The organism is Embleya sp. NPDC025285 (assembly GCF_055558835.1).
This window is the reverse complement of sequence record NZ_JBVHLU010000114.1, coordinates 1-20614: the sequence shown is the minus strand read 5'-3', so window position 1 is coordinate 20614 and position 20614 is coordinate 1. Positions and strand designations below refer to the sequence as shown.

Below are 20614 nucleotides of genomic sequence, written 5' to 3'. Positions count from 1 at the left end.
GTATTCGTTCCATGCGGAGGCTTCCCCGTGAGCAGCGATCTCCAGCCGGTCCTGGACCGGGCCGCCACCGGTGGGCGGATCACGCCCGACGAGGCACTCGCCCTGTACGTCCACGCGCCGCTGCACGCGCTCGGCCGGGCAGCCGACGCCGCGCGGCGCCTGCGCTACGCGGACACCGTCGACATCGCGACGTACATCATCGAGCGCAACATCAACTACACGAACGTGTGCGTCACCGCGTGCAAGTTCTGCGCGTTCTACGCCCCGCCCAAGAGCGAGAAGGGCTGGGTCCGCGAGATCGACGACATCCTGCGCCGGTGCGCGGAGACGGTCGAACTCGGCGGCACCCAGATCATGTTCCAGGGCGGGCACCACCCGGACTTCGGCGTCGAGTACTACGAGCGCTCGTTCGCCGCGATCAAGGCCGAGTTCCCGCAACTGGTGATCCACTCGCTCGGCGCGTCCGAGGTCGCGCACATGGCCAAGGTCTCCGGGGTGGGCATCGAGGAGGCCATCACCCGGATCCACGCCGCGGGCCTGGACTCGTTCGCGGGCGCCGGCGCGGAACTGCTCCCGGAGCGACCGCGCAAGGCGATCGCGCCGCTCAAGGAGTCCGGCGAGCGCTGGCTGGAGATCATGGAGACCGCGCACGGTCTGGGCGTGGAGTCGACCTCGACGATGCTGATGGGCACCGGCGAGACCAACGCCGAGCGGATCGAGCACCTGCGGATGATCCGCGACGTGCAGGACCGCACAGGCGGCTTCCGGGCCTTCATCCCGTACACCTACCAGCCGGAGAACAACCACCTGAAGGGGCAGACGCAGGCCACCCTGCTCGAATACCTGCGCCTGATCGCGGTCGCCCGGCTGTTCCTGCACAACGTCGCGCACATCCAGGGCTCGTGGTTGACCACGGGCAAGGAGGCCGGCCAGCTCACCCTGCACTACGGCGCGGACGATCTGGGCTCGGTGATGCTGGAGGAGAACGTGGTCTCCTCCGCCGGCGCCAAGCACCGCTCCAACCGGATGGAGCTGCTGCACCTGATCCGCGCCGCCGGCCGGATCCCCGCCCAGCGCGACACCACCTACAACCACCTGATCGTGCACGACGACCCGGCGAACGACCCGGTCGACGACAAGGTCGTCTCGCACTTCTCCTCCACCGCCCTCGACGGCGGCACCGCCCGCCCCCTGCTCAAGGTCGTCGACGCGCGCTGAAAGCGGCTTGCGATGATGGGCGCATGTCGTTGACCTTGCATGTCGCGCCCGTTGTCCTGTCGATGGTCGACGCGGAGCCCATCCGCGACGGGGCCGTGCTCGTGGAGGACGGCCGGATCGTCGCGGTGGGCTCACGGGGGGAGTTGGCGTCGGCGGGGGCGCGCGAGCGGGTCTGGCGGGGGGTGCTCACGCCGGGGCTGGTGAACGCGCACGCGCATCTGCAGTACACCGACTTCGGGGATCTGGCGTTGTCCGGGCTGGCGTTTCCGGAGTGGATTCGCACGCTGACCGCGCGGCGGGCCGACTTCTCCGAGGTGATGTGGCAGGAGAGCGCGCGGCGCGGGGTGCATCACATGCTGCGGTCGGGGACGACGGCGGCGGCGGACGTGGTCACCGATCCCTGTGTGTTGGTGCCGGTGGGGCGGTCGGGGCTGCGCGGGATCAGCTACGTCGAGGTGATCGCGGACGACGCGATGTGGACGGGCGGGCGGCGCGCGGCCTTCCTGGAGACGTTGGACGGGGCGAGTGGCGGGCGCGCGTTGGGGGTCTCGCCGCACACGCCGTTCACGGTCGGTACGTCGGTGTTCAAGGAGTGTGTGGCGATCGCGCGCGAGCGCGGTCTGCGACTGCACCCGCACCTGGCGGAGACCGCGCACGAGGCGGAGTTCATCCGACACGGCACCGGCCGGTTCGCGGACATGAACCGGGCGATCGGGATGGCCCTGGAGCTGCTCGACGGCGGCAGCGGCGCCGGCCCGGCGGCCTACCTCGACGGGTTCGCCGGCCTGGGCGCGGACGTACACGTCGCGCACGGGGTGCACCTGGCCGGCGAGGATCGTGCGCTGCTGCGCGCACAGGGCACCGCCGTCGCGCTGTGCGTGCGCTCCAACGCGATCCTGGCGGCGGGTGAGCCGCCGGTCGCCGACTACCTGGCCGAGGGTGCGCCGATCGCGCTGGGCACCGACTCGCTCGCCTCCTCGCCGTCCCTGGACCTGTGGGAAGAAGCGGCGGCGGTCCGGGAACTGGCGGTCCGTCAGGGATATCGCGCGGACGACCTGGACCGGCGCCTGGTCGAGGCGGTCACGATCGGCGGTGCGACGGCGATGGGTGGGCTGGCCGGCGCGGGCACGCTGCGCCCGGGCGGACTCGCCGACCTCGCGGTGTTCGACGTGCCGACGGAGGGTGATCCGTACGCCGCGCTGGTCACGCACGGGACGGGGTCGTGTGTGGCCACGGTGCTCGGCGGGCGGCTGGTGCATCGGCGCTGAGCGGGCCGGGCGGACGTTCGGTCGGCGGAGGTCGCACGATCGTTTCGGCATGGTCGCGCATACGCCCACGGACCCGGGGCAGGCGCTCGGTCAGAACGACACGGTATTCGCAAAGGCCACTTACCGACCCGGGCCCTGTCCGTCCGGGATGAGGAGGCACATCATGTCCGTCGGTACCCGCATTCGTTCCATCGTTCGCGCCGTCACCCCGAGCCGCAGGGGTCGACGCACCGGCGGCGGCCGTGGCGTCGGCATCGGCGCCCGGATCGGCCGCGTCGGTGGCGGCGTCGGGGCGAACCGGCGCGGCGTCGGCGGTGGCGTCGGCCGTCGGTGACGCAGACGCAGGACACGATCGATTCCGGGCGGGTCGCGTATCGCACGCGGCCCGCCCGGTGCGTTGTCCGCCCCACGGCACAAGGGCCCGGTCCGGCGCGAGATGATGGCCGGGTGACTCGAGCATCCCTGGACAAGCAACCGCGTGAAGTCGCGTCGATGTTCGACGCGGTCGCGGCGCGCTACGACCTGACCAACACCGTGTTGTCCATGGGCCAGGACCGGTCCTGGCGCAAGGCCGTGGCCCGGGCCGTGGACGCCCGGCCGGGCGAGCGCGTGCTCGACCTCGCGGCCGGCACCGGTACCTCTTCGCTGCCCTTCCGGGACGCGGGCGCGGACGTGGTGCCGTGCGACTTCTCGGTGGGCATGCTGCGCGAGGGCAAGCGCAAGCACCCCGAACTACCCTTCACCGCGGGCGACGCGACCAGGCTCCCGTTCAAGGACGCCACGTTCGACGCGGTGACCATCTCGTTCGGCCTGCGCAACGTCGAGGACACCCAGGGCGCGCTGCGCGAGATGTTGCGGGTGACCCGGCCGGGCGGCCGACTGGTGGTCTGCGAGTTCAGCCGGCCCACGTGGCGTCCGTTCGAGACGGTGTACGTGGAGTACCTGATGCGCGCGCTGCCGCCGGTGGCCACCGCGGTCAGCAGCAACCCGGACGCGTACGTGTACCTGGCCGAGTCGATCCGCGCGTGGCCCGACCAGGCCGGCCTCGCGGCGCTGATCGGCGGGGCCGGGTGGGTGAACCCGGCCTGGCGCAACCTCACCGGCGGTGTGGTCGCGCTGCATCGGGGCTTCCGGCCGTCCGCGTGACCCACGGGTCGGTCCCGCGCCCGCGCGGGTGAGCGCGGGCCGGCGTGGCATCCCGCGGGGTGGACCACAGGCCGGTCCCGTGCCCGGCGAGTGGCCACAGGCCGGCCCGCCGCCCGCTCCTCATAGACTTGTCCGGCCGGAACCGTCCCGGTTTCGGTACTGCCGCAGAGACTTCCAGGGGAGTCGTCCGTGACCGACGCAGCGCCCGTCACAACCACCAAGCGCGCCGACTCGACGCATGAGGCCGACGTCATCGTGGTCGGGGCCGGTCCGGCCGGATCGACCACGGCGTACCACCTGGCCAAGTCCGGCGTCAGCGTGATCCTGCTGGAGAAGACCGAGTTCCCCCGGGAGAAGGTCTGCGGCGACGGGCTCACCCCGCGCGCGACCAAGCAGCTCATCGCGATGGGTGTGGACACCTCGGTCGAGGCCGGTTGGCTGCCGAACAAGGGTCTGCGGATCCTCGGCGGCGGCATGCGCCTGGAACTGGACTGGCCGGATCTGGCCAGCTATCCCGCGCACGGTCTGGTCCGCAAGCGGGCCGACTTCGACGAGATCCTGGCCCGCCAGGCGGCGTCCGCCGGCGCCAAGCTGTACGAGCGCGCGAACGTCACCGGCCCGATCCTGGACGATCGCACCGGCCGCATCGTGGGCGTCAACGTGCGGATGAACGGCTCGAAGGAGGAGACCGTCTTCCGCGCGCCGATCGTGGTCGCCGCCGACGGCAACTCGACCCGGCTCTCCCTCGCGATGGGCCTGCACCGCCGCGAGGACCGACCGATGGGTGTCGCGGTGCGCACCTACTTCAAGTCCCCGCGCAGCGACGACGACTACCTCGAATCGTGGTTGGAGCTGTGGGACCGCCGCGACGGTCAGGAGAAGCTGCTGCCCGGCTACGGCTGGGTGTTCGGCATGGGTGACGGCACCTCGAACGTGGGCCTGGGCCTGCTGAACACCTCGGCCGCGTTCAAGGACATCGACTACCGCGACCTGCTCAAGGGCTGGGTCTCGGGCATGCCCGAGGAGTGGGGCTACTCCGACGAGAACCAGGAGGGCCCGATCCGCGGTGCCGCCCTCCCGATGGGCTTCAACCGTCAACCGCACTACACCAAGGGCCTGTTGCTGGTCGGCGACGCGGGCGGGATGGTCAACCCGTTCAACGGCGAGGGCATCGCCTACGCGATGGAGTCGGGCGAGATCGCGGCCCAGGTGATCACCCAGGCGGTGGCCAGGCTCACCCCCGAGGGACGCGAGCGCGCGCTGCACGACTACCCGCGCATCCTCAAGCAGACCTACGGCGGCTACTACACGCTGGGTCGGGTGTTCGTGAAGCTGATCGGCGACCCGAGGGTGATGAACTTCGCCACCAAGCACGGTCTGCCGCACCCGATGCTGATGAAGTTCGTGCTCAAGATGCTGGCCAACCTGACCGACCCGCGCGGCGGCGACGCGATGGACCGGATCATCAACGGCATGGTGCGGATCGCGCCCGCGGCGTGAGGCGTGTGGTGCGGGCGTGCCGCGCGGGTGGTCCGCGCGCAGCCCGTGTGTGATGCGCGTAGTGCGTGCGTAGTGGTGGTGTGCTTGGCTCGGCGGCGCACCATCACTACGACTCCGGAGGACTGCTCCCATGCAAGACGCCCGCGACATGCGCGACTTCATCGCCGGACTGCCCAAGTGCGAGCTGCATCTGCACATCGAGGGCACGCTGGAGCCCGAGCTGAAGTTCACGCTGGCCGAGCGCAACGGGATCGAGCTGCCGTACTCCTCGGTCGAGGAGATGCGCGCCTCGTATCGGTTCGACAGCCTCGCGTCGTTCCTCACCGTGTACTACGAGGGCATGCGGGTCCTGGTGCACGAGCCGGACTTCTACGACCTCGCGATGGCGTACCTGCGCAAGGCCGCCGCGCAGAACGTGCGGTACGTGGAGATGTTCTTCGACCCGCAGGCGCACACCGGTCGCGGGGTGCCGTTCGACGTGGTGGTGCGCGGGCTGACCCGGGCGATCGGTGACGCCCGGCGCGAGCTGGGCATCCGGGCCCAGTTGATCATGTGCTTCCTGCGCGACTTCCAGGCCGAGTACGCGATGGCCACCCTGGTGCAGTCGCTGGCGTACCGGGAGTGGATCGTGGGGATCGGGCTCGACTCGGACGAGCGCGGCAATCCGCCGGCCAAGTTCGCCGCCGTGTACGCGCGGGCGCGGGCCGAGGGCTACCGGTTGACCATGCACTGCGACGTCGACCAGGAGAACAGCGTCGAGCACATCCGCCAGGCGATCGAGGACATCGGCGTGGACCGGATCGACCACGGCTCGAACGCGCTGGAGGACGCGAAGCTGGTCGCGGCGATCAAGGAGCGCGGGCTCGGGCTGACCGTGTGCCCGGTCTCGAACTCCTTCGTGGTGGACGGCATCAAGGGCGCGGAGATCCGCCGGATGCTGGACGAGGGCATCCTGGTCACGATCAACTCGGACGACCCCGCCTACATGGACGCGTACGTCCTGGAGAACCTCGAGCGCACCCAGGCCGACCTGGGGCTGAGCCGGGCCGAGGTGGCGCGGTTCGAGTACAACGCGTTCGCGATCTCGTGGTTGCCGGAGGATGTGCGGGACGGGTACGTGGCGGAGTTGGACGCGTATCTGGCGAACACCGCGAGCTGAGCCGCGACATGGGTCGAACTCCCGTGTACGCACGGGAGTTCGACTGTCGGACCGTGCGGGCTAGGGGAGCGGCGCGACCCAGGTGCCCAGGTCCGCGACGTTCTTGAAGTCGAGGCTCTCGACGCGCACGGCGCCCGCGACCGGTCCGGAACGTCCCGGAACAACATTCTCCGCACTACTGTGCATTGCGTGGTACCGTGCAACGCACAAGAGCTGGAGGCGTCATGGATCCGAGTCAGTTGCTCAAGGGAGTGCTGGACCTGGCGGTACTCGCCGTGCTGCGCGAGGAGGACGGCTACGGCTACGACGTACTGCGCAGACTGCGCAAGGCCGGTCTCGACGACGTCGGCGACGCCTCGGTCTACGGCACGCTGCGTCGGCTGTACAACGCCGGACTCCTCACGTCCTATGTGGTGGCGAGCGACGAAGGCCCGAACCGCAAGTACTACGCGCTGAACGAGCCGGGCCGGCTGCGGTTCCGGGAGTCCACCGACACGTGGAACTCGTTCGCCCGGACGATGTCGGAACTGGTGGGGGAGACCCGATGAAGGACACCGCACTGCACCCCGTCGCGGCGGACTACCGCCTCGAGGTCGCCCGCATTCTGGCCGACCTGCCGGTCGCCGAGGCGGAGGAGATCCTGGACGACGTCGAGGTGAACCTGAGCGAGGTGCTCGCCGAACTCGACGAAGTGGTCACCTCCGAGTCGCTGCGCGCCCGACTGGGCACCCCGCACGAGTACGCGGCCGAACTGCGGGCGGCAGCCGGATATCCGCCGCTGACGCCGACCGGAACGAGGCCCCTGTCCCGCATCGGCAAGGTCGAACTCCTGTGCCTGGGACTGTTCCTGGCGCTCGGCGCGGCGTTCGTGACCGGCATCGGGATCGGTGCCGCCGAGGGCGGGCAGGAGCGGTGGTGGATCTTTCCGTGCCTGCTCGGCCTGGCTGTCGAGGCGCTGAACGCGTTGTGGCTGCGTGGTCGCGCGCCGGGACTGCCCGAGATCGCCGCGCTGTCGATCACCGAACGTGCGAGGACTCTCGGGGATTCCTTGCGCACGGGCCGCTGGGCGGAACCCGTACGGTTTCTGATCGGTCTGCAAAGCGCGTGGTGGGTCACCCGGGCGCTGATCGTGGTCGTGCTCGTGCGGGTCCTCGCGGGCGGTGTGTGGTGGCCGGTGGCCGCCGGTGTCCTGGCCCTGGCCGGGTCGTTGTGGTTGGGGCCGCGTGCGGCACACGACCGTCGGCTGTTGTGGGCGGCGGTGCCGATCAACGCGCTCGTGATCGGAGCGGGGATCGGGATGCTCGCCGCGGGACAGTTGACACCGGAGAGCACGACCGAGTACGTGAACAACGCCCCGCCACGGTCGAACTACTACTCGGCCGTGGACGGTCACCCGCTGGACGGCAGCGCCCTGCTGACCACGGAGAGCGGGGGACCGCTGAAGAACATCTATCCCTTCGACGCCCAGGGGCGTCCGCTCAAGGACGTCCTGCTCTTCGACCACAACGGCAAGCAACTCGGCATCGTCGGCGACCAGTACGAACGCTACTGCGGGCCCACGAACCAGTCCGTGGTGCCCAACCGGGAGAGCCTGCCGTTCCCGCAGCCTCGGGTCGTCGGCGACTCGGCGACAGGAAAGTGCCGCGTCGAGGAGGGCACCGCGCCCTTCACGATCGCGATCCCGGTCCGACCGGGCGGGCAGCCCGCGGCGAACCCGATGCCGGGCGCGGCACCGCAGTCCGGTGCGCAGGTTCCGCAGGGCGGTGGGCAACCGCCGCAGACCGTCCCGTCGGCGCCTCCCTCGGCCGGTGCGTCGGGCGCGGTGAACCCGGCGAACCCGCCGGTGAGCCCCACGAGCCCGACCACCCCGCCCGTTTCGCCGAACTCGGCTCCGCCCGCCTCGCAGGCGGGTCCGAAGACCGGGGAGTCGGCGACCGCTCCCGCGGAGAGCGGGAGTTGAGACTCGGGACCCGGGCCCCGACTCGGGTCCCGGGACCGGCGGTCGGGACCGGCGGTCGGGACCGCCGGTCCCGGGCGGCCGATCGTGATACGGGCCGGGTGAGGTATGGGCCGGCAGCCGGTACACCGGGCCCAGCCGGCGTCCTCGGCTCGGCGCCGCGCGGGGCGGATCGACGCCGGGCGCAACCGCGTCCGGTCGATGTCCAGTGCGCGGCAGGAGGGCGGCAAGGGTGTTCAACGGACGTCGAGTGAGCGTTGAACGCGGCGTGGGACAACGGCCGGACGACTTCAGCCCCGGCCGCCGCTCGGCCGCTCGTGACGCATCAGTAAGGTCTCTTATCCATGCTGACGTTTCGTGTTCTGGGAGCGCTCGAAGCGTGGGACGGTGACCGGCCGGCCGACCTGCGCGGCCCGCGCCATCGGGCCGTTCTCGCTCGGCTCGTCCTGGCACGGGGGCACGTCGTACCGGTCGACCGGTTGATCGAGGACCTGTGGCACGGCGAGTCGCCGCATCGCGCGCTCGGCTCCGTACAGACCTTCGTGTCGCACCTGCGCCGTGCGCTGGAACCCGACCGCGCGCCGCGTACGCCCTCGACCGTATTGGTGACCGCGCCGCCCGGATACGCGTTCCGGGTCGGCACGGACGAGGTCGACGCGTGGCGCTTCGAGGCCCTGGTGCACCGGGCCGGCGGCCTGTTGGCGGCCGGTACCGCCGAGGAGGCGCTGCGTGAGTTGACCGCGGCGCTGGACCTGTGGCGTGGGCCCGCGTACGCGCAGTTCGCCGACGAGCCGTGGGCCCGGCCCGAGGCGGCGCGGCTGGAGGAACTGCGGTTGGTCGCGGTCGAGCGCCGGGCCGAGGCGGGGCTCGCGATCGGGCAGGCGTCCGGGATCGTGCCGGGGTTGGAGGCGCACGCGGCGGCCCACCCACTACGCGAGGAGAGTTGGCGATTGCTCGCGCTGGCGATGTACCGATGCGCGCGTCAGGGCGACGCGTTGGCCGTGCTGCGCCGGGTACGCACCGCGCTGCGCGAGGAGTTGGGCGTCGAGCCGGGGGCGCGGTTGCAGCGACTGGAGGCGGACATCCTGGCGCACGCCGCCGAGTTGGACGCCCCGGCAGCGGTGTCGACCCCGGCCGGAACGGCGACCGGGACCGCCGCGCCGCGTGAGGTTCCGGGCCTGGCGCAGGCTGCCGACGAGGCGACGGAGGACGGATTCGTGCCGCGGACGACCACCCTGATCGGCCGGGCGGTGGAGACCGCGACCCTGCTGGCCGCGGCGAAGCGGGCCGACGGGCGGCTCTCGGTCGCCCTGGTCAGCGGCGATCCGGGCGAGGGCAAGACCGCGTTGACCGAGCACGTACGGGAGTTGCTGGCCGCCGAGGGCTGGCGGGCCGCCTGGGGGCGCTGCCCCGAGTCCGGCGGTGCACCGGCCGGGTGGCCGTGGACCCAGATGTTGCGCACGCTCGCCGCGGTGAGTCCGCCGGACGAGGAGACCGCGCGGGTGCTCGCACCCTTGCTGGCCGACTCGTTCGTCCCGGTCGGCGATCAGGCCGCGGCGAAGTTGATGCTGCATCAGGCGGTGGTGGGCTACCTGGCCCGGGCCACCGCCGAGACGCCGTGGCTGCTGGTGCTGGACGACGTGCACCGCGCGGACGAGGAGACCTTGGCGCTGTTGTGCCACCTGGCCACCGACCGGGACGCGGCCGGGCGGGTGTTGCTCGTGGTCACCTACCGGCACAACGAGGTCGGAGACCTGCTCGCCGACGCGCTCGCCCGGCTGGCACGATGCGGCCCGGAACGCGTCGAACTCACCGGCCTGGCCCCGGAGGCGGTCGCCGACCTGGTGCGCGGCGCGGTTTCGGCGGCGATCGACGAGGACACCGTACGGGCGATCGTGGACCGTACGGCGGGCAACCCGTTCTACGTCCTGGAGACCGCCCGGGTGCTCGCGGCCGAGGGCGCGCACGCGGCGGTGTCCGAGGTCCCGGTCGGGGTGCGGGACGTGATCCGGCGGCATGTCGCGGGGCTGCCGAAGGCCGCCCAGGAGGTGCTCAAGCAGGCTTGTGTGCTCGGCCGGGACATCGACGTGGACGTGCTGTTGGCGCAGGGCAACGCGGACGAGGACACCGTGCTGGACGCGGTCGAGTCGGCGCTGCTGACCGGGCTGCTCGTCGAGCCGGACGCGGGCCAACTGCGGTTCACCCACGCGCTGGTGCGGGACACGCTGTACGAGGACCTGTCCCAGCTTCGCCGGGCCCGGATGCACGCGCGCACGGCCGAGGCGATCGAGGCCGTGCGGCCTCGGGACGTGGCCGCGCTGGCGCATCACTACCTGGCCTCGGCGTCGCGGGCGACGGCGGCGAAGGCCACCCACTTCGCGCGCTTGGCGGCGCTCGACGCGGAGATCCACTTCGCGTATCGCGAGGCCGCGCAGTTGTGGCGGGGCGCGCTGACGGCCTTCGAGTGGTCGGGGGCCGCGGACGACGCGGCCCGCAAGGAGATGGAGGCGGGAGTCGAGCGCTCGCTTGCCCAGTCGGGGGACCACAGCCAGGGATAGGGGCGTGGCGGCCTCTCGGGGTCGACGGCTTCGGATCGACCGCTTCGGGCCGAGCGCTTCGTCCGACCGGCCCGGCCGGACGGGACGGCCTGCTCCGAGGGGTCGGAACGGCCTTCTCGGTGCGCGTCGTTCCTGCCGGCGGAGCTCTTCCGGGAGCCTTGCCCACGCCGCGACGCACCCCGCGTCCGCGCCGTGCCGGTGCGGTGCGGAGTGCGTCGCGGTCGAGGCTAGGCCGGGATGTGCGGGGCGATGATGGCGGCGTAGTTGGCTTCGCCTCGGCGGTTGGGGTGCAGCGGGGCCGCGAGGTCGGTGGGGACGTAGCCCTCGACCCACTTGGCCGAGGGGGCCTGGCAGGCGTCGTGCCCGGTGCTCGGTCCGGCCACGTCCACGTAGGTGGCGCCGTGGCCCGCGGCTTGGGCGGCGATGGCCGTGTTGAGCCGGTTCACGCTGCCCTGGAGGTAGTCCGCGTCGACGCCGAGGACCGGCTGGTACGGCCAGCAGCCGCCGGGCTTGATGTACAGGCCGTATCCGGTGACCACGATCCTTGCCTGGGGCGCGCGTTGGTGGATCCCGGCGAGCACCGCGCCGAGCTTGGGCGCGAACGCGTCGATGCGCTGCGCGATCTGGTCGACGCCGCCGGCCGTCCACTTGTCCTTGCACGGGGTCGCGAACGGGTTGAGCGTCGCGCAGCCCTGCGCCACGCCGACCAGGCCGACGTCGTTGCCGCCGATGGTGAGGGTGACCAGCGTGGTGTCCGCACTCAGCGCGTCGAACTGCGGCGGTGCCTCGCCCATGTCGATGCCGCCGAGGGACAGGTGTTGCGGCGAGGTCATGTCGTTGCTGTCCGCACCGCTACAGGTCACGTCGCGCAGCTCGGCGACGTTCAGGCGCGCGGCGAGCACGTGTGCGTAGTTGTTGGTGGACCGACCGCACGCGAGCGGCCCGGTGATGTCCGGGATCAGCGGACCCGAGGCCATCGAGTCGCCGAGCGCGACGTAGACCTGACGATCCGCCGCACCCGCCGGCCCGGTCGCGGCGACCAGACCGGCCAGTGCCAGTGCGCTCGCCGCGATCGCCGCCGCCGTCCCGCGCCCGAACCGGCGCAGCCGGCCGGGTGGATTCCGTGGACTGTTGTGCAGCCGACTCCTCATGCGTGCCGCAGAGTTCATGACGACTCCCGCCGGTCGTGGAATGTCCCACGCGTCATCATGCAGACTCGGACACAGCGGCTTAACTGGTGAGTAACACAGACTTTCCGGGAGGTCCCTGTGACACGTGACAACCCGCCGCGTGACCGGGCGCCCACCACCCGCGAGCGCCCGCCCGTCGAACGACCGCGGCGCGGCCCGCTGCGCATCGGCGGGCGGCCCGTGGCGGCCCGACTGCGGGCCGGTGCGCCGCGGTTGACCAGGGAGGTGCTGGACCGGCTGCCCGCCGAGCTGCCCGCGTACGCGGCGCTGCCGGCCGAGGAACTGGCCGGGGACATCGCCGAGATCGTGCAGCACACCGTGCGCCTGTTCGCCGATGTCGTGGAGGGCCGGCTCGCGGCCTGCGACGCCGATCTCGCGCCACAGCGCGCCTCGGCGGCCCAACGGGCGGAGGAGGGCGTACCGCTCGACGCGATTCTGACCGCCTATCAGATCGGCGTGGAGATGTGCTGGCGGGAGATCACCGGTCAGGCCCGTCCGGAGGAACTCGCTGACGTCCTGGCCCTGTTCGCCGACCTGCTCGCGCTCCAGCGGGCCATCGTCACGGCGGTCAGCTCGGCCTATCTGGAGGCGTGCCGACTGGCGGCCGGCCCGGAACAGAGCGGCCGGCACGAGCTGTTCGCGGCGTTGTTGGCGGGCGAATCGGCGGACGCGGTCGCCGGGCGGACGGGGATGCGCCCGGCGGCCCGGTACCTGGTGCTGACACTGGCCCTGGCAGCGCACCCGGACGAGGCCAGGCCCGGTCCGTGCGCGGTCATCGCCGCGCGGCGCAAGCTGCGCCGGATCCGGCGGGCCCTGGACGCATTCACCGGCGCGCCCGCGCTGGCCGCGCTCGACCCGCGCGGCGGGACGGTGCTGCTGCCGGTGGACACCGCGCCGGGCTGGCCCGAGGTACGCGCCCTGATCGCACACGCGGCGCACGCGGCCGACACCGCGATCACCGCGTCGGCCGCGCTCACCGAGCCGACCGGGATCCCGGACGCGGTGGACCGCAACGCCGAGGTGCTGCGCCTGGTCCGCGGCAGTGGCCGCGGCCCCGGCCTGTACCTGCTCGCCGACGTGCTGCTGGACTACCAACTCAGCCGCCCGAGCGCGGCGTTGCCCGGTCTGGCCGGCCTGCTCGCGCCGCTCGACCGCAGGCCCGAACTGCTGCTGACGCTGGAGACCTACCTGGCCCACAGCCGCGACCGCCGAGCCACCGCCGCGACGCTGCACCTGCACCCGAACACCGTGGACTACCGCATCCGCCGGGTGACCGGGCTCACCGGGTTGTCCCCGGGCCGTGCCGACGACCTGCATCGCCTGAACGCGGCGCTGGTGGCCCGGCGCACTCTGCGCACGGACGGAGTGGGCGGGGGACTCGGGGGTGCCTGAAGCGAGCGCGTTTCGTGCTGTGCGGACGGGTCGGCGGTGAAGAGCCGGTTCGCCCCTTCGGGTCGGTGCCGAAGAGCCGGTTCAGCACCGTCGGGTCAGCGGCGAAGGGCCGGGTACAGCACCGTCGGGTCAGCGGCGAAGGGCCGGGTACAGCACTTCCGGGTCGGCGGACAGGGCAGCCTTGGCGTCGCGGCTGTAGTGGTCGACGAGGACCTCGTACAGCTCGGCCTCGACCGCGTCGAAGGTCTGCGCGGCGACGTCGGCCGGGGCGATCTTGGGCAGCTGTACGCCCGCCGCCATGTCGGTGTCGATGAAGCCCGCGTGCACGCCGACCACCAGGGTGCCCTGGGCGGCGAGTTCGAGGCGCAACGCGTTGGTCAGCGACCAGGCGGCGGCCTTGGAGGCGCTGTACGAGCCGACTCGGGGGATGGTCATGAAGGACAGCACGGAGAGCATGTTGACCAGCGCGCCGCCGCCGTTGCGGGCCAGGACGGGGGCGAACGCGCGGCTCAGCGAGAGGGTGCCGAAGTAGTTGGTCTCGATCTCCGCGCGGGCCGGGTCCAGGCTCTCCGCGGTCAGGAACGAGGCGGCGCGGGAGACGCCCGCGTTGTTGACGAGCAGGTCCACGTCGTCGAGTCGGCGGGCGACCTCGGCCACCTGGTCGGGATCGGTGATGTCCAGCTCGATCGGCACGACCCCGGGGTCGGTGACGGTGCCCGGGTCGCGGGCGCCGGCGTATACGGTGCGCGCGCCGCGTTCGACCAGTGCGCGGGTGAAGGCGCGGCCGAGGCCGCGGTTGGCCCCGGTGACGAGGGCTACCGAACCTGCGATCTTCATGCGGGTGCTTCTTTCGGGATCGGGAGAGTGGAACCGCGGTACGGGTCGCCGGGTCGCCGGGTCGTGGGCCGTCGGTCGAGGCGGGCGGACGAGTGGATCAGGTGAGGCGCTCGATGATGGTGACGTTGGCCATGCCGCCGCCTTCGCACATGGTCTGCAGGCCGTAGCGGCCGTTGCTGCGTTCGAGTTCGTTGAGCAGCGTGGCCAGCAGTTTGGTGCCGCTCGCGCCCAGCGGGTGCCCGAGCGCGATCGCACCGCCGTTGACGTTGACCCGCTCCGGGTCCGCGCCGGTCGCCCGCTGCCAGGCGAGGACCACGGACGCGAACGCCTCGTTGATCTCGACCCGGTCGATGTCGTCCAGGGACAGGCCGGTGCGTTCCAGCGCCCGGGCGGTCGCCGGGATCGGTCCGGTCAACATCATCACCGGGTCGTCGCCGAGCACGGTGAGGTGATGGATCCGGGCGCGCGGGCGCAATCCGTGTACCCGCAGGGCGCGTTCGGAGACCACGAGGGCGGCCGAGGCGCCGTCGGAGATCTGGCTCGCGAGCGCCGCGGTGATCCGGCCGTCGGGGCGCAGGGTGGGCAGCGAGCGGATCTTGGCCAGGTCCGGCTCGCGCGGGCCCTCGTCCCGGGTGACCTCGCCGTACGGCACGATCTCGTTGGCGAAGCGACCCTCGCGCTGGGCGCGCAGCGCGCGTTCGTGCGAGGTGATCGCGAACGTCTCCATCTCCTCCCGGGTCAGGCCCCAGCGCTCGGCGATCAGTTCGGCCGCGCGGAACTGGGTGATCTCCTGGTCGCCGAACCGGTCCCGCCAGCCCTGCGCGCCGTCGTACGGGGTCTCGAAGCCGAACTCCCGTCCGGCGCGCAGCGACGCGGAGATCGGCACGGCGCTCATGTTCTGTACGCCGCCGGCGACCACGACGTCGGCGGTGCCGCTGAGTACGGCCTGCGCGGCGAAGTGCACGGCCTGCTGGGAGGAGCCGCACTGGCGGTCGATGGTGGTGCCCGGGACGCTCGTCGGGAGACCGGCGGACAGCCAGGAGGTGCGGGCGACGTTGCCGGCCTGCGGGCCGATCACGTCGAGGCAGCCGAAGATCACGTCGTCCACGGCGGCGGGATCGAGGCCGGTGCCGTCGATCAGGCCGCGCAGGACGTGCGCGCCGAGGTCGGCGGGGTGAACCTTGGCGAGGCCCCCGTTGCGCCTGCCGACCGGGGTTCGGATGGCGTCGACGATGTACGCCTCGTTGCTCATGAGCGGCCGCCTTTCGACAGGGGCGTGCGATCGGGCCCGGCGGCGTCCGCGCGCTGCGGCGAGCCGTCCGAGGCCATAGAGTTGGAAAATCAAACTCACTTTTCGTCAACGTAGCGCGAGTGGGTTGGAGATGGCAACCTTGTCGGTGTGATCGTCATGAGTGGTTCCTCGAACGGTTCGTCCGCCGACGACTCGACGGCGCCCGCCGCCGGCTCCGCAGCCCCGTCCCGGTCCGGACGCGGCCCGGTCGGGCGGCCGTGTTCGGTCGCGGCCACGCTGTCGGTGGTGGGCGAGAAGTGGGCGCTGCTCGCCGTCCGCGAGCTGAGCTTCGGCAATCACCGCTTCGACGCGATCGCGCGCAACACCGGCGCGCCGCGCGACATCCTCACCACCAGGCTGCGCGCGCTGGAGGCGGCCGGGATTCTGGAACGCCGCCGCTACCAGGAGCGCCCGCCGCGCTTCGAGTACCACCTGACCGACCAGGGCCGCGACCTCGCGCCCGTATTGCAGACCCTGGCCTCCTGGGGCGACCGCTGGCTGACCGAAGAGCCGCCGGTGGTGTTCGAGCACGGCGACCACGAGTTGGACGTCGCGGTGATGTGCCGGGGCTGCGGCCGGGAGGTCGAGGCGGGCAGCGTGCGGATCCACGTCCACGCGAAGGGGTGGGACCGGGCGGGACCGGTGGGGTGAGGGGCCGGCGGGTGTCCTCGCGGGCCCGGGTGGGTGTGGGCGGCGCCGCCGGATCGGTTTGGGACGAGCCGACCGGTCGCGTCGTGGGTCGGGTGCCGGCCGGTCGTCGGGTCGTCCGCTTGGCCCTGACGCCGTGTGCGGCCGTTGACCGGGAGGCTTCATGTTCACCAATCGGAGACTTCGCCGGGCACCGCCGCGTATCGGTCCGAATGTCGCGCCGCTACGACGCGATCGGACTACTGCGGCCTGCCCACGTCGATCCGGCCGGTGGCTTACCGCTTCTGCGAGGTGGGCCAACTCGCCCGACTGAACCGGGTGATCGCGCTCAAGGATCTTGGCTTCACCCTCCACCAGGCACGCAGCAGCCTGGCGGAGCGGGTGAGCGTCGGCGAACTGCGCGGGACGTTGCGCCTGCGGCAGGCCGAATCCTCGCCGCAGTGGCGGCGGACGCGATGCGGCCGGCCCACGTCGAGGCGAGGCTCAGGACGATCGAAGCCGAGGGAGAATGCCCACCCACGACATCGTGATCAAGCGCATCCCGGCGGTCCGCGTCCAGACCGGGCAGGGTCAGGAGCCGGGTCGCCGAGTCGACCGCGACCACCGTCGCCGGCGCCGACGGCCGGAGGGGATCGGACCGATCATCGGCCCGCTGTACGACCGACTGTGCCGCCGCCTCGCGGCTGCGGGCGTGGTCCCGACCGGACCGGGCATCGCCTATTACTAGGCCACGCCGGACGAGGAGGACACGCTCGTCATCCACGCCGGCACGACCATCGCGGCGGAGCACCGAGCCGGCGTCGGCGTGGACTTCGACTTCGGATCGTGGACCTGCCCGAGATCGAGTGTGTCGCGAGGTATGTCCATCGCGGATCCATGGACAACGTGATGACCGGCGTCCAGGCGATGGCGAGATGGATCGATGCCAACGGATATCGCTCGCTGGGATACGCCCGAGAGCTCTACCTCGAATGCCCGGCGACCCGGAGCGGTGGGTGACGGAATTCCAGGAGCCGATCACCCCCGGCCGGACCGGGATGCCGGCCGGGTGATCGTACGGGCGGCCGATCGCCGCCGTCACCCGCGCGGGTTACCTCACAGCGGGCGGAACAGGCGCGCCAGGTCCGGCCCGGCGGATGTGGCGACCATCGCCGCCAACACCCGTCGCACGGCGGCCACATCCTCCGCGCCGACCTGCTGCGTCAACCTGCCCTCGTACGCGGCGTGGAACTCACGTACCGCCGTCAACATCGCCACCCCGCCCGGTGCCAGGTGCAAGCGCTTCGCGCGCTTGTCCGTCGGGTCCGGGCGGCGTTCGACATAGCCGACGGCCACCATCTCGTCGACCACCTTCGCCGCGCCCTGCGCGGTGATCCCGAGCCGTTCGCCGAGCTGCGTGGCGGTCGTCGCCTCCCGGTCCAAGGTGCGTAGCACGAAGCCGTACGACGACCCCATCACCGGGAACCCGCGTTCCGCCAAGTGGGCGTGCAGCTCTCGGACGAAGGCTTGGTAGGCGTTCCCCAACAACAGTCCGAAGTCCACGCTTGACGTCCTTCCCGGAAATATGCTCAACTCTGGTTGTACACCTTGGTTGAATACTCTACCGGAAGGAACCACGATGCCTCTCATCAAAGCCGCCGACGCGCCGCTCTTCGAAGCTCCGCTGATGACCGCCATCGGCCTCGCCGCCCCGAGCCGCGGCTCGAAGGAGAACAGCGTCTGGCGCTTCACCATGCACCCGGGCAACCTCGGCCGCGAACACGCAGTCACCCGCGAGGAGATCTTCATCGCGATCAGTGGCAAGGCGGTCGTCACGATCGACGGTGAAACGCGCGACTTCCACGCCGGTGACGCCCTCATCGTCCCCGCACATGTGCCCTTCGGCATCGCCGTCCCGGGCGACGAGCCCTTCGAGGCGATCGCGATCCTGCCCGTCGGCGGGCAGGCCCGGATGGGTGGCGACCTGATCGATCCGCCGTGGGCCCAGTAGATCCTTCACTCCTGATTCTCTCCACTTCCGCTTCCGCCTCCGCTCCCCGCGCCGGCGACCTGCCTCCGGGAGACGCCCCCCATGCCGTTCATCGCCGCCGCCGAAGCGCCCGTCTTCGAGAACCCGCACGCGACCTTTGTCGGCCTCGCCGCCCCGAGCCGTGGTTCCACCGAGAACGCGGCATGGCGGCTCACCCTCAAGCCGGGCACCTCATCCCCGCCGCACGCGCTCACCAGGGAGGAGATCTTCGTCGCGTTGTCGGGTCGGCTCACCGTCACCATGGACGGCGAGACCTTCGACGTCGAACCTGGCGATGCGTTGGTCGTCCCGGCCGACACCTCGTTCGCCCTGGCCAACCACGGCACCGACCCGTTCGAGGCGGTTGTCGTCCTTCCGGTCGGCGGCAAGGGACTCATCCCCGGCCAAGAGCCCTTCGTCGCCCCATGGGCTCGGTAGGGCCTTACCCGGTGGGCCCGGTAGCCGCCCTACAGTCCCAGGCCCGCGCGCAGCGTCGCCGCGTCCAGCATTCGGCCGTACACGTTGTAGACGGCGCTGCCTGGCCGGAACGCGCGGCCTTCGGCGAGCGGTCCGGCGTCGTTGACGTCCAAACCGATGGCGTCGACGGGCGCCTCCGCCGCCTCCGCCGCCGCGTCGTCGCCGGCCGGTGGCAACGCGCTGCGATCGGCGGCGCCGGCGGGACGCCCGGCCCTCACCAAGTGCTCGACATGGATCGGGTTGACAGCTTCACGACGCGCGCCGACAAACGTGCCGCATCGAGCGCCCGTCGATGCCGGCTCAGCGGTGTGGGCGCGCCTCCCATGCCAAATCGGCGCCCCGGGTGCGTGCCGCTCCGCTCTCGCGTCGCCGTACGGCACTCGACCGCCACAACGAGGCCCACTGGCCCGCGGTCAAGTCCTTGGGCAAAGCGTGCGGCGAGAGGTACTCGTTTCGGAACCACGTGCGCAGCCCGGGCGCCGCGAACCTCCCCGTCCGGTCGAGGACTTCGCGCAGCCCGCGTCCCGGTCCGGTGAACACCTCGCGCACCAACTGCTGGTACGGGCCGGGTCGTTCATCGATCAGGGGGATATCCCGGCGCGTCATCGTGAGCAGCCCGCCGTCCACCGACGGCATCGGCCGGAACGCCCGAGCCGGCACGCGCGCGTGCAGCCCGAACTCGAACCACGGCCACCAGGCCGCCGTCAGCATCGTCGCCCCGCCCACGCCCGCCCGCCGCCGGGCCACCTCCCACTGCACCAGCAACACCGCGCTCCGCCAGTGCTCCGTTTCCAACAGTCGTCGCAACACAGAGGTGGTCAGATGAAACGGCAGATTCCCCACCACGGTGTGCGGCTCGCGCGGAAACCGGAACCGCAGTACGTCGGCGGCCACGACCTCGACGTGTCCGGGCACCCTTCGAGCCAGCCGTCGGGCGCGCTTCGGATCGAGCTCGACCGCCGTGATCGGCCGCCCGGTCCGAGCGAGCGGCAACGTGATGGCGCCGTCGCCGGGCCCGATCTCGACGATCGGCCCGGACGTATGGGCGACCAGGTCCTCGAAGAGCGCGATCACCGCACGATCGACAAGGAAGTTCTGACCAAGCTCATGACGTCCACCATGAGTGGGATAAGGCACGAGGGGCTCCGCAAAGGCAGTTCGGAGCCGGGCAGCACGAATCGGCCGCACCGGCGAATGGACCCGAAGTGCGGCGGAACTCGGAGAGAAGAGACCCTCGGCCCGCCGCTAGAAGCGGCGAGTCCTCGTGAAGGCTGAAGCGAACATGCCCCGACCATAGCCCGACACCCGCGCCGTCCTCGAACCCATTTTCCGGCCCGGGGTCAGGATGCGGGCGGGCCTCGGTCGGGACGGGAGTGGAGCTCGGTACGGATCGGTTCGACTGGTAGGTGGTCGGCTGCGCCAACCGGCACGACGGCGCGGCGTGCGCGCTTGAGCGGGGGCCGGGTGAGGGAGGGCCTCTGCTCGCCCGGGATGCCCACGGAGCAGGTCTGGGACTGTCACGGTTCGTTACGCGCATACGTAGGAGCCGGGGCGAGCCGGCCGGAGCCGGCGACAACGGTTCGATCGGCAAGTGCCGTACCGACGACCTCAGGGCCACCGCGCAGGACGCCACCATCAGCGGCGACGACGAACTCACCGTCATGGTGACGTTCAAGAACATCGGTCACAACTGCACGATGTCCGGATTCGCGGGCGTCGACCTCCAGACCGCCAAGGGGCCCCTGTCCGCCGAGCGCCTCGGCGCGCCGGCCGACCCGTTCGTCCTCAAGAGCGACAAGTCCGTGTCCTTCGGCGTCACCTACCCCGGCGGCGCCACCGGCGACTACGGCGTCAAGGTCACGGGCCTGCAGGTCACCCCGCCCGGAGAGACCAGGACCATCACCCTGAACTGGCCCGGCACCCCCACCGTGCCGGTCGTCGACGGCGCCGGCTCCCCGATCAACG

The 20614-nt window shown here is 71.6% G+C and carries 20 protein-coding genes and 1 pseudogene; 14 read left to right on the top strand and 7 right to left on the bottom strand.

The features are described from left to right. Positions 1-27 precede the first annotated feature (27 nt). The 5 genes from mqnC to add all read left to right on the top strand — a co-directional run bounded on the left by mqnC (position 28) and on the right by add (position 6291). Positions 28-1218: a cyclic dehypoxanthinyl futalosine synthase gene (mqnC, locus tag ACZ4FV_RS43850; RefSeq protein WP_395864113.1), complete on the top strand. Its 1191-nt coding sequence runs from the start codon at positions 28-30 to the stop codon at positions 1216-1218. Positions 1219-1241: 23 nt separating this feature from the next. Beyond that, a complete protein-coding gene (locus ACZ4FV_RS43845) occupies positions 1242-2486 on the top strand; it encodes an amidohydrolase family protein (RefSeq protein ID WP_395864111.1) in 1245 nt (414 codons plus the stop codon). 447 nt (positions 2487-2933) lie between these two features. Beyond that, positions 2934-3632 carry a demethylmenaquinone methyltransferase gene (locus tag ACZ4FV_RS43840; RefSeq protein WP_395864109.1) on the top strand — a complete coding sequence of 233 codons (699 nt, stop codon included), beginning with the start codon at positions 2934-2936 and terminating at the stop codon, positions 3630-3632. Between the two features lie 159 nt (positions 3633-3791). Continuing rightward, positions 3792-5132 (top strand): geranylgeranyl reductase family protein, encoded by a 1341-nt coding sequence (locus tag ACZ4FV_RS43835; protein ID WP_395864709.1) that lies wholly within the window; start codon positions 3792-3794, stop codon positions 5130-5132. 130 nt (positions 5133-5262) lie between these two features. Beyond that, positions 5263-6291 (top strand): adenosine deaminase, encoded by a 1029-nt coding sequence (add, locus tag ACZ4FV_RS43830; RefSeq protein WP_395864107.1) that lies wholly within the window; start codon positions 5263-5265, stop codon positions 6289-6291. Positions 6292-6351: 60 nt separating this feature from the next. On the opposite strand, the gene ACZ4FV_RS43825 is transcribed toward add, so the two are convergent. After that, positions 6352-6477, bottom strand: coding sequence for a hypothetical protein (locus tag ACZ4FV_RS43825; RefSeq protein ID WP_395864105.1), 126 nt, complete (start codon positions 6475-6477; stop codon positions 6352-6354). 38 nt (positions 6478-6515) lie between these two features. Between ACZ4FV_RS43825 and ACZ4FV_RS43820 the strand changes: the two genes are divergently transcribed. The 3 genes from ACZ4FV_RS43820 (at position 6516) to ACZ4FV_RS43810 (ending at position 10806) form a co-directional block, all read left to right on the top strand. Then, complete coding sequence (locus ACZ4FV_RS43820) at positions 6516-6839, top strand: PadR family transcriptional regulator (protein ID WP_161357719.1); 324 nt, start codon at positions 6516-6518, stop codon at positions 6837-6839. Then, on the top strand, positions 6836-8251 hold the full coding sequence (locus ACZ4FV_RS43815) for a magnesium and cobalt transport protein CorA (protein ID WP_402240417.1): 1416 nt from the start codon (positions 6836-6838) through the stop codon (positions 8249-8251). The genes ACZ4FV_RS43820 and ACZ4FV_RS43815 overlap by 4 nt, the downstream gene beginning before the upstream one ends. 341 nt (positions 8252-8592) lie before the next feature. Continuing rightward, entirely contained in the window at positions 8593-10806 is a 2214-nt protein-coding gene (locus tag ACZ4FV_RS43810) for a BTAD domain-containing putative transcriptional regulator (RefSeq protein WP_465326421.1), read from the top strand. 227 nt (positions 10807-11033) lie between these two features. Here the strand turns inward: ACZ4FV_RS43810 and ACZ4FV_RS43805 are convergent, their stop codons facing one another. Continuing rightward, on the bottom strand, positions 11034-11975 hold the full coding sequence (locus ACZ4FV_RS43805) for an SGNH/GDSL hydrolase family protein (RefSeq protein ID WP_395864099.1): 942 nt from the start codon (positions 11973-11975) through the stop codon (positions 11034-11036). Positions 11976-12155: 180 nt separating this feature from the next. Here ACZ4FV_RS43805 and ACZ4FV_RS43800 point away from each other — a divergent pair, with 180 nt between their 5' ends. Then, complete coding sequence (locus ACZ4FV_RS43800; protein ID WP_465326434.1) at positions 12156-13388, top strand: RsbRD N-terminal domain-containing protein; 1233 nt, start codon at positions 12156-12158, stop codon at positions 13386-13388. Between the two features lie 129 nt (positions 13389-13517). On the opposite strand, the gene ACZ4FV_RS43795 is transcribed toward ACZ4FV_RS43800, so the two are convergent. Then, positions 13518-14225 carry an SDR family oxidoreductase gene (locus ACZ4FV_RS43795; protein WP_465326419.1) on the bottom strand — a complete coding sequence of 236 codons (708 nt, stop codon included), beginning with the start codon at positions 14223-14225 and terminating at the stop codon, positions 13518-13520. A 97-nt stretch (positions 14226-14322) separates the two neighbouring features. Beyond that, a complete protein-coding gene (locus ACZ4FV_RS43790) occupies positions 14323-15477 on the bottom strand; it encodes an acetyl-CoA C-acetyltransferase (protein ID WP_465326417.1) in 1155 nt (384 codons plus the stop codon). Between the two features lie 147 nt (positions 15478-15624). Here ACZ4FV_RS43790 and ACZ4FV_RS43785 point away from each other — a divergent pair, with 147 nt between their 5' ends. Continuing rightward, positions 15625-16167, top strand: a complete 543-nt coding sequence (locus tag ACZ4FV_RS43785; protein ID WP_395864093.1) for a winged helix-turn-helix transcriptional regulator — start codon at positions 15625-15627, stop codon at positions 16165-16167. 209 nt (positions 16168-16376) lie between these two features. Continuing rightward, positions 16377-17216: pseudogene (locus ACZ4FV_RS43780) on the top strand (MerR family transcriptional regulator). 43 nt (positions 17217-17259) lie between these two features. Here ACZ4FV_RS43780 and ACZ4FV_RS43775 read toward each other — a convergent pair. Further along, on the bottom strand, positions 17260-17706 hold the full coding sequence (locus tag ACZ4FV_RS43775; RefSeq protein WP_395864091.1) for a MarR family winged helix-turn-helix transcriptional regulator: 447 nt from the start codon (positions 17704-17706) through the stop codon (positions 17260-17262). Between the two features lie 76 nt (positions 17707-17782). Here ACZ4FV_RS43775 and ACZ4FV_RS43770 point away from each other — a divergent pair, with 76 nt between their 5' ends. Continuing rightward, positions 17783-18154 carry a cupin domain-containing protein gene (locus tag ACZ4FV_RS43770; RefSeq protein WP_465326414.1) on the top strand — a complete coding sequence of 124 codons (372 nt, stop codon included), beginning with the start codon at positions 17783-17785 and terminating at the stop codon, positions 18152-18154. An 81-nt stretch (positions 18155-18235) separates the two neighbouring features. Then, positions 18236-18610 carry a cupin domain-containing protein gene (locus ACZ4FV_RS43765; RefSeq protein ID WP_395864087.1) on the top strand — a complete coding sequence of 125 codons (375 nt, stop codon included), beginning with the start codon at positions 18236-18238 and terminating at the stop codon, positions 18608-18610. A 29-nt stretch (positions 18611-18639) separates the two neighbouring features. On the opposite strand, the gene ACZ4FV_RS43760 is transcribed toward ACZ4FV_RS43765, so the two are convergent. Both ACZ4FV_RS43760 and erm read right to left on the bottom strand, forming a co-directional pair. Next, entirely contained in the window at positions 18640-18867 is a 228-nt protein-coding gene (locus ACZ4FV_RS43760; protein WP_402240430.1) for a hypothetical protein, read from the bottom strand. 82 nt (positions 18868-18949) lie between these two features. Further along, the gene (gene erm / locus ACZ4FV_RS43755) at positions 18950-19786 is read right to left on the bottom strand and encodes a 23S ribosomal RNA methyltransferase Erm (protein ID WP_465326411.1); all 837 of its coding nucleotides are present in this window, start codon (positions 19784-19786) and stop codon (positions 18950-18952) included. Positions 19787-20055: 269 nt separating this feature from the next. Between erm and ACZ4FV_RS43750 the strand changes: the two genes are divergently transcribed. Next, positions 20056-20614 (top strand): DUF4232 domain-containing protein (locus tag ACZ4FV_RS43750; protein WP_465326409.1); only part of this gene is annotated, 559 nt, incomplete at its 3' end.

Coding starts and splice junctions, on each gene's coding strand:
- ACZ4FV_RS43845 (WP_395864111.1), top strand. CDS start 1,242: ATGTCGTTGACCTTGCATGTCGCGCCCGTTGTCCTGTCGATGGTCGAC.
- add (WP_395864107.1), top strand. CDS start 5,263: ATGCAAGACGCCCGCGACATGCGCGACTTCATCGCCGGACTGCCCAAG.
- ACZ4FV_RS43825 (WP_395864105.1), bottom strand. CDS start 6,477: ATGCACAGTAGTGCGGAGAATGTTGTTCCGGGACGTTCCGGACCGGTC.
- ACZ4FV_RS43820 (WP_161357719.1), top strand. CDS start 6,516: ATGGATCCGAGTCAGTTGCTCAAGGGAGTGCTGGACCTGGCGGTACTC.
- ACZ4FV_RS43815 (WP_402240417.1), top strand. CDS start 6,836: ATGAAGGACACCGCACTGCACCCCGTCGCGGCGGACTACCGCCTCGAG.
- ACZ4FV_RS43810 (WP_465326421.1), top strand. CDS start 8,593: ATGCTGACGTTTCGTGTTCTGGGAGCGCTCGAAGCGTGGGACGGTGAC.
- ACZ4FV_RS43805 (WP_395864099.1), bottom strand. CDS start 11,975: ATGAACTCTGCGGCACGCATGAGGAGTCGGCTGCACAACAGTCCACGG.
- ACZ4FV_RS43795 (WP_465326419.1), bottom strand. CDS start 14,225: ATGAAGATCGCAGGTTCGGTAGCCCTCGTCACCGGGGCCAACCGCGGC.
- ACZ4FV_RS43790 (WP_465326417.1), bottom strand. CDS start 15,477: ATGAGCAACGAGGCGTACATCGTCGACGCCATCCGAACCCCGGTCGGC.
- ACZ4FV_RS43770 (WP_465326414.1), top strand. CDS start 17,783: ATGCCTCTCATCAAAGCCGCCGACGCGCCGCTCTTCGAAGCTCCGCTG.
- ACZ4FV_RS43765 (WP_395864087.1), top strand. CDS start 18,236: ATGCCGTTCATCGCCGCCGCCGAAGCGCCCGTCTTCGAGAACCCGCAC.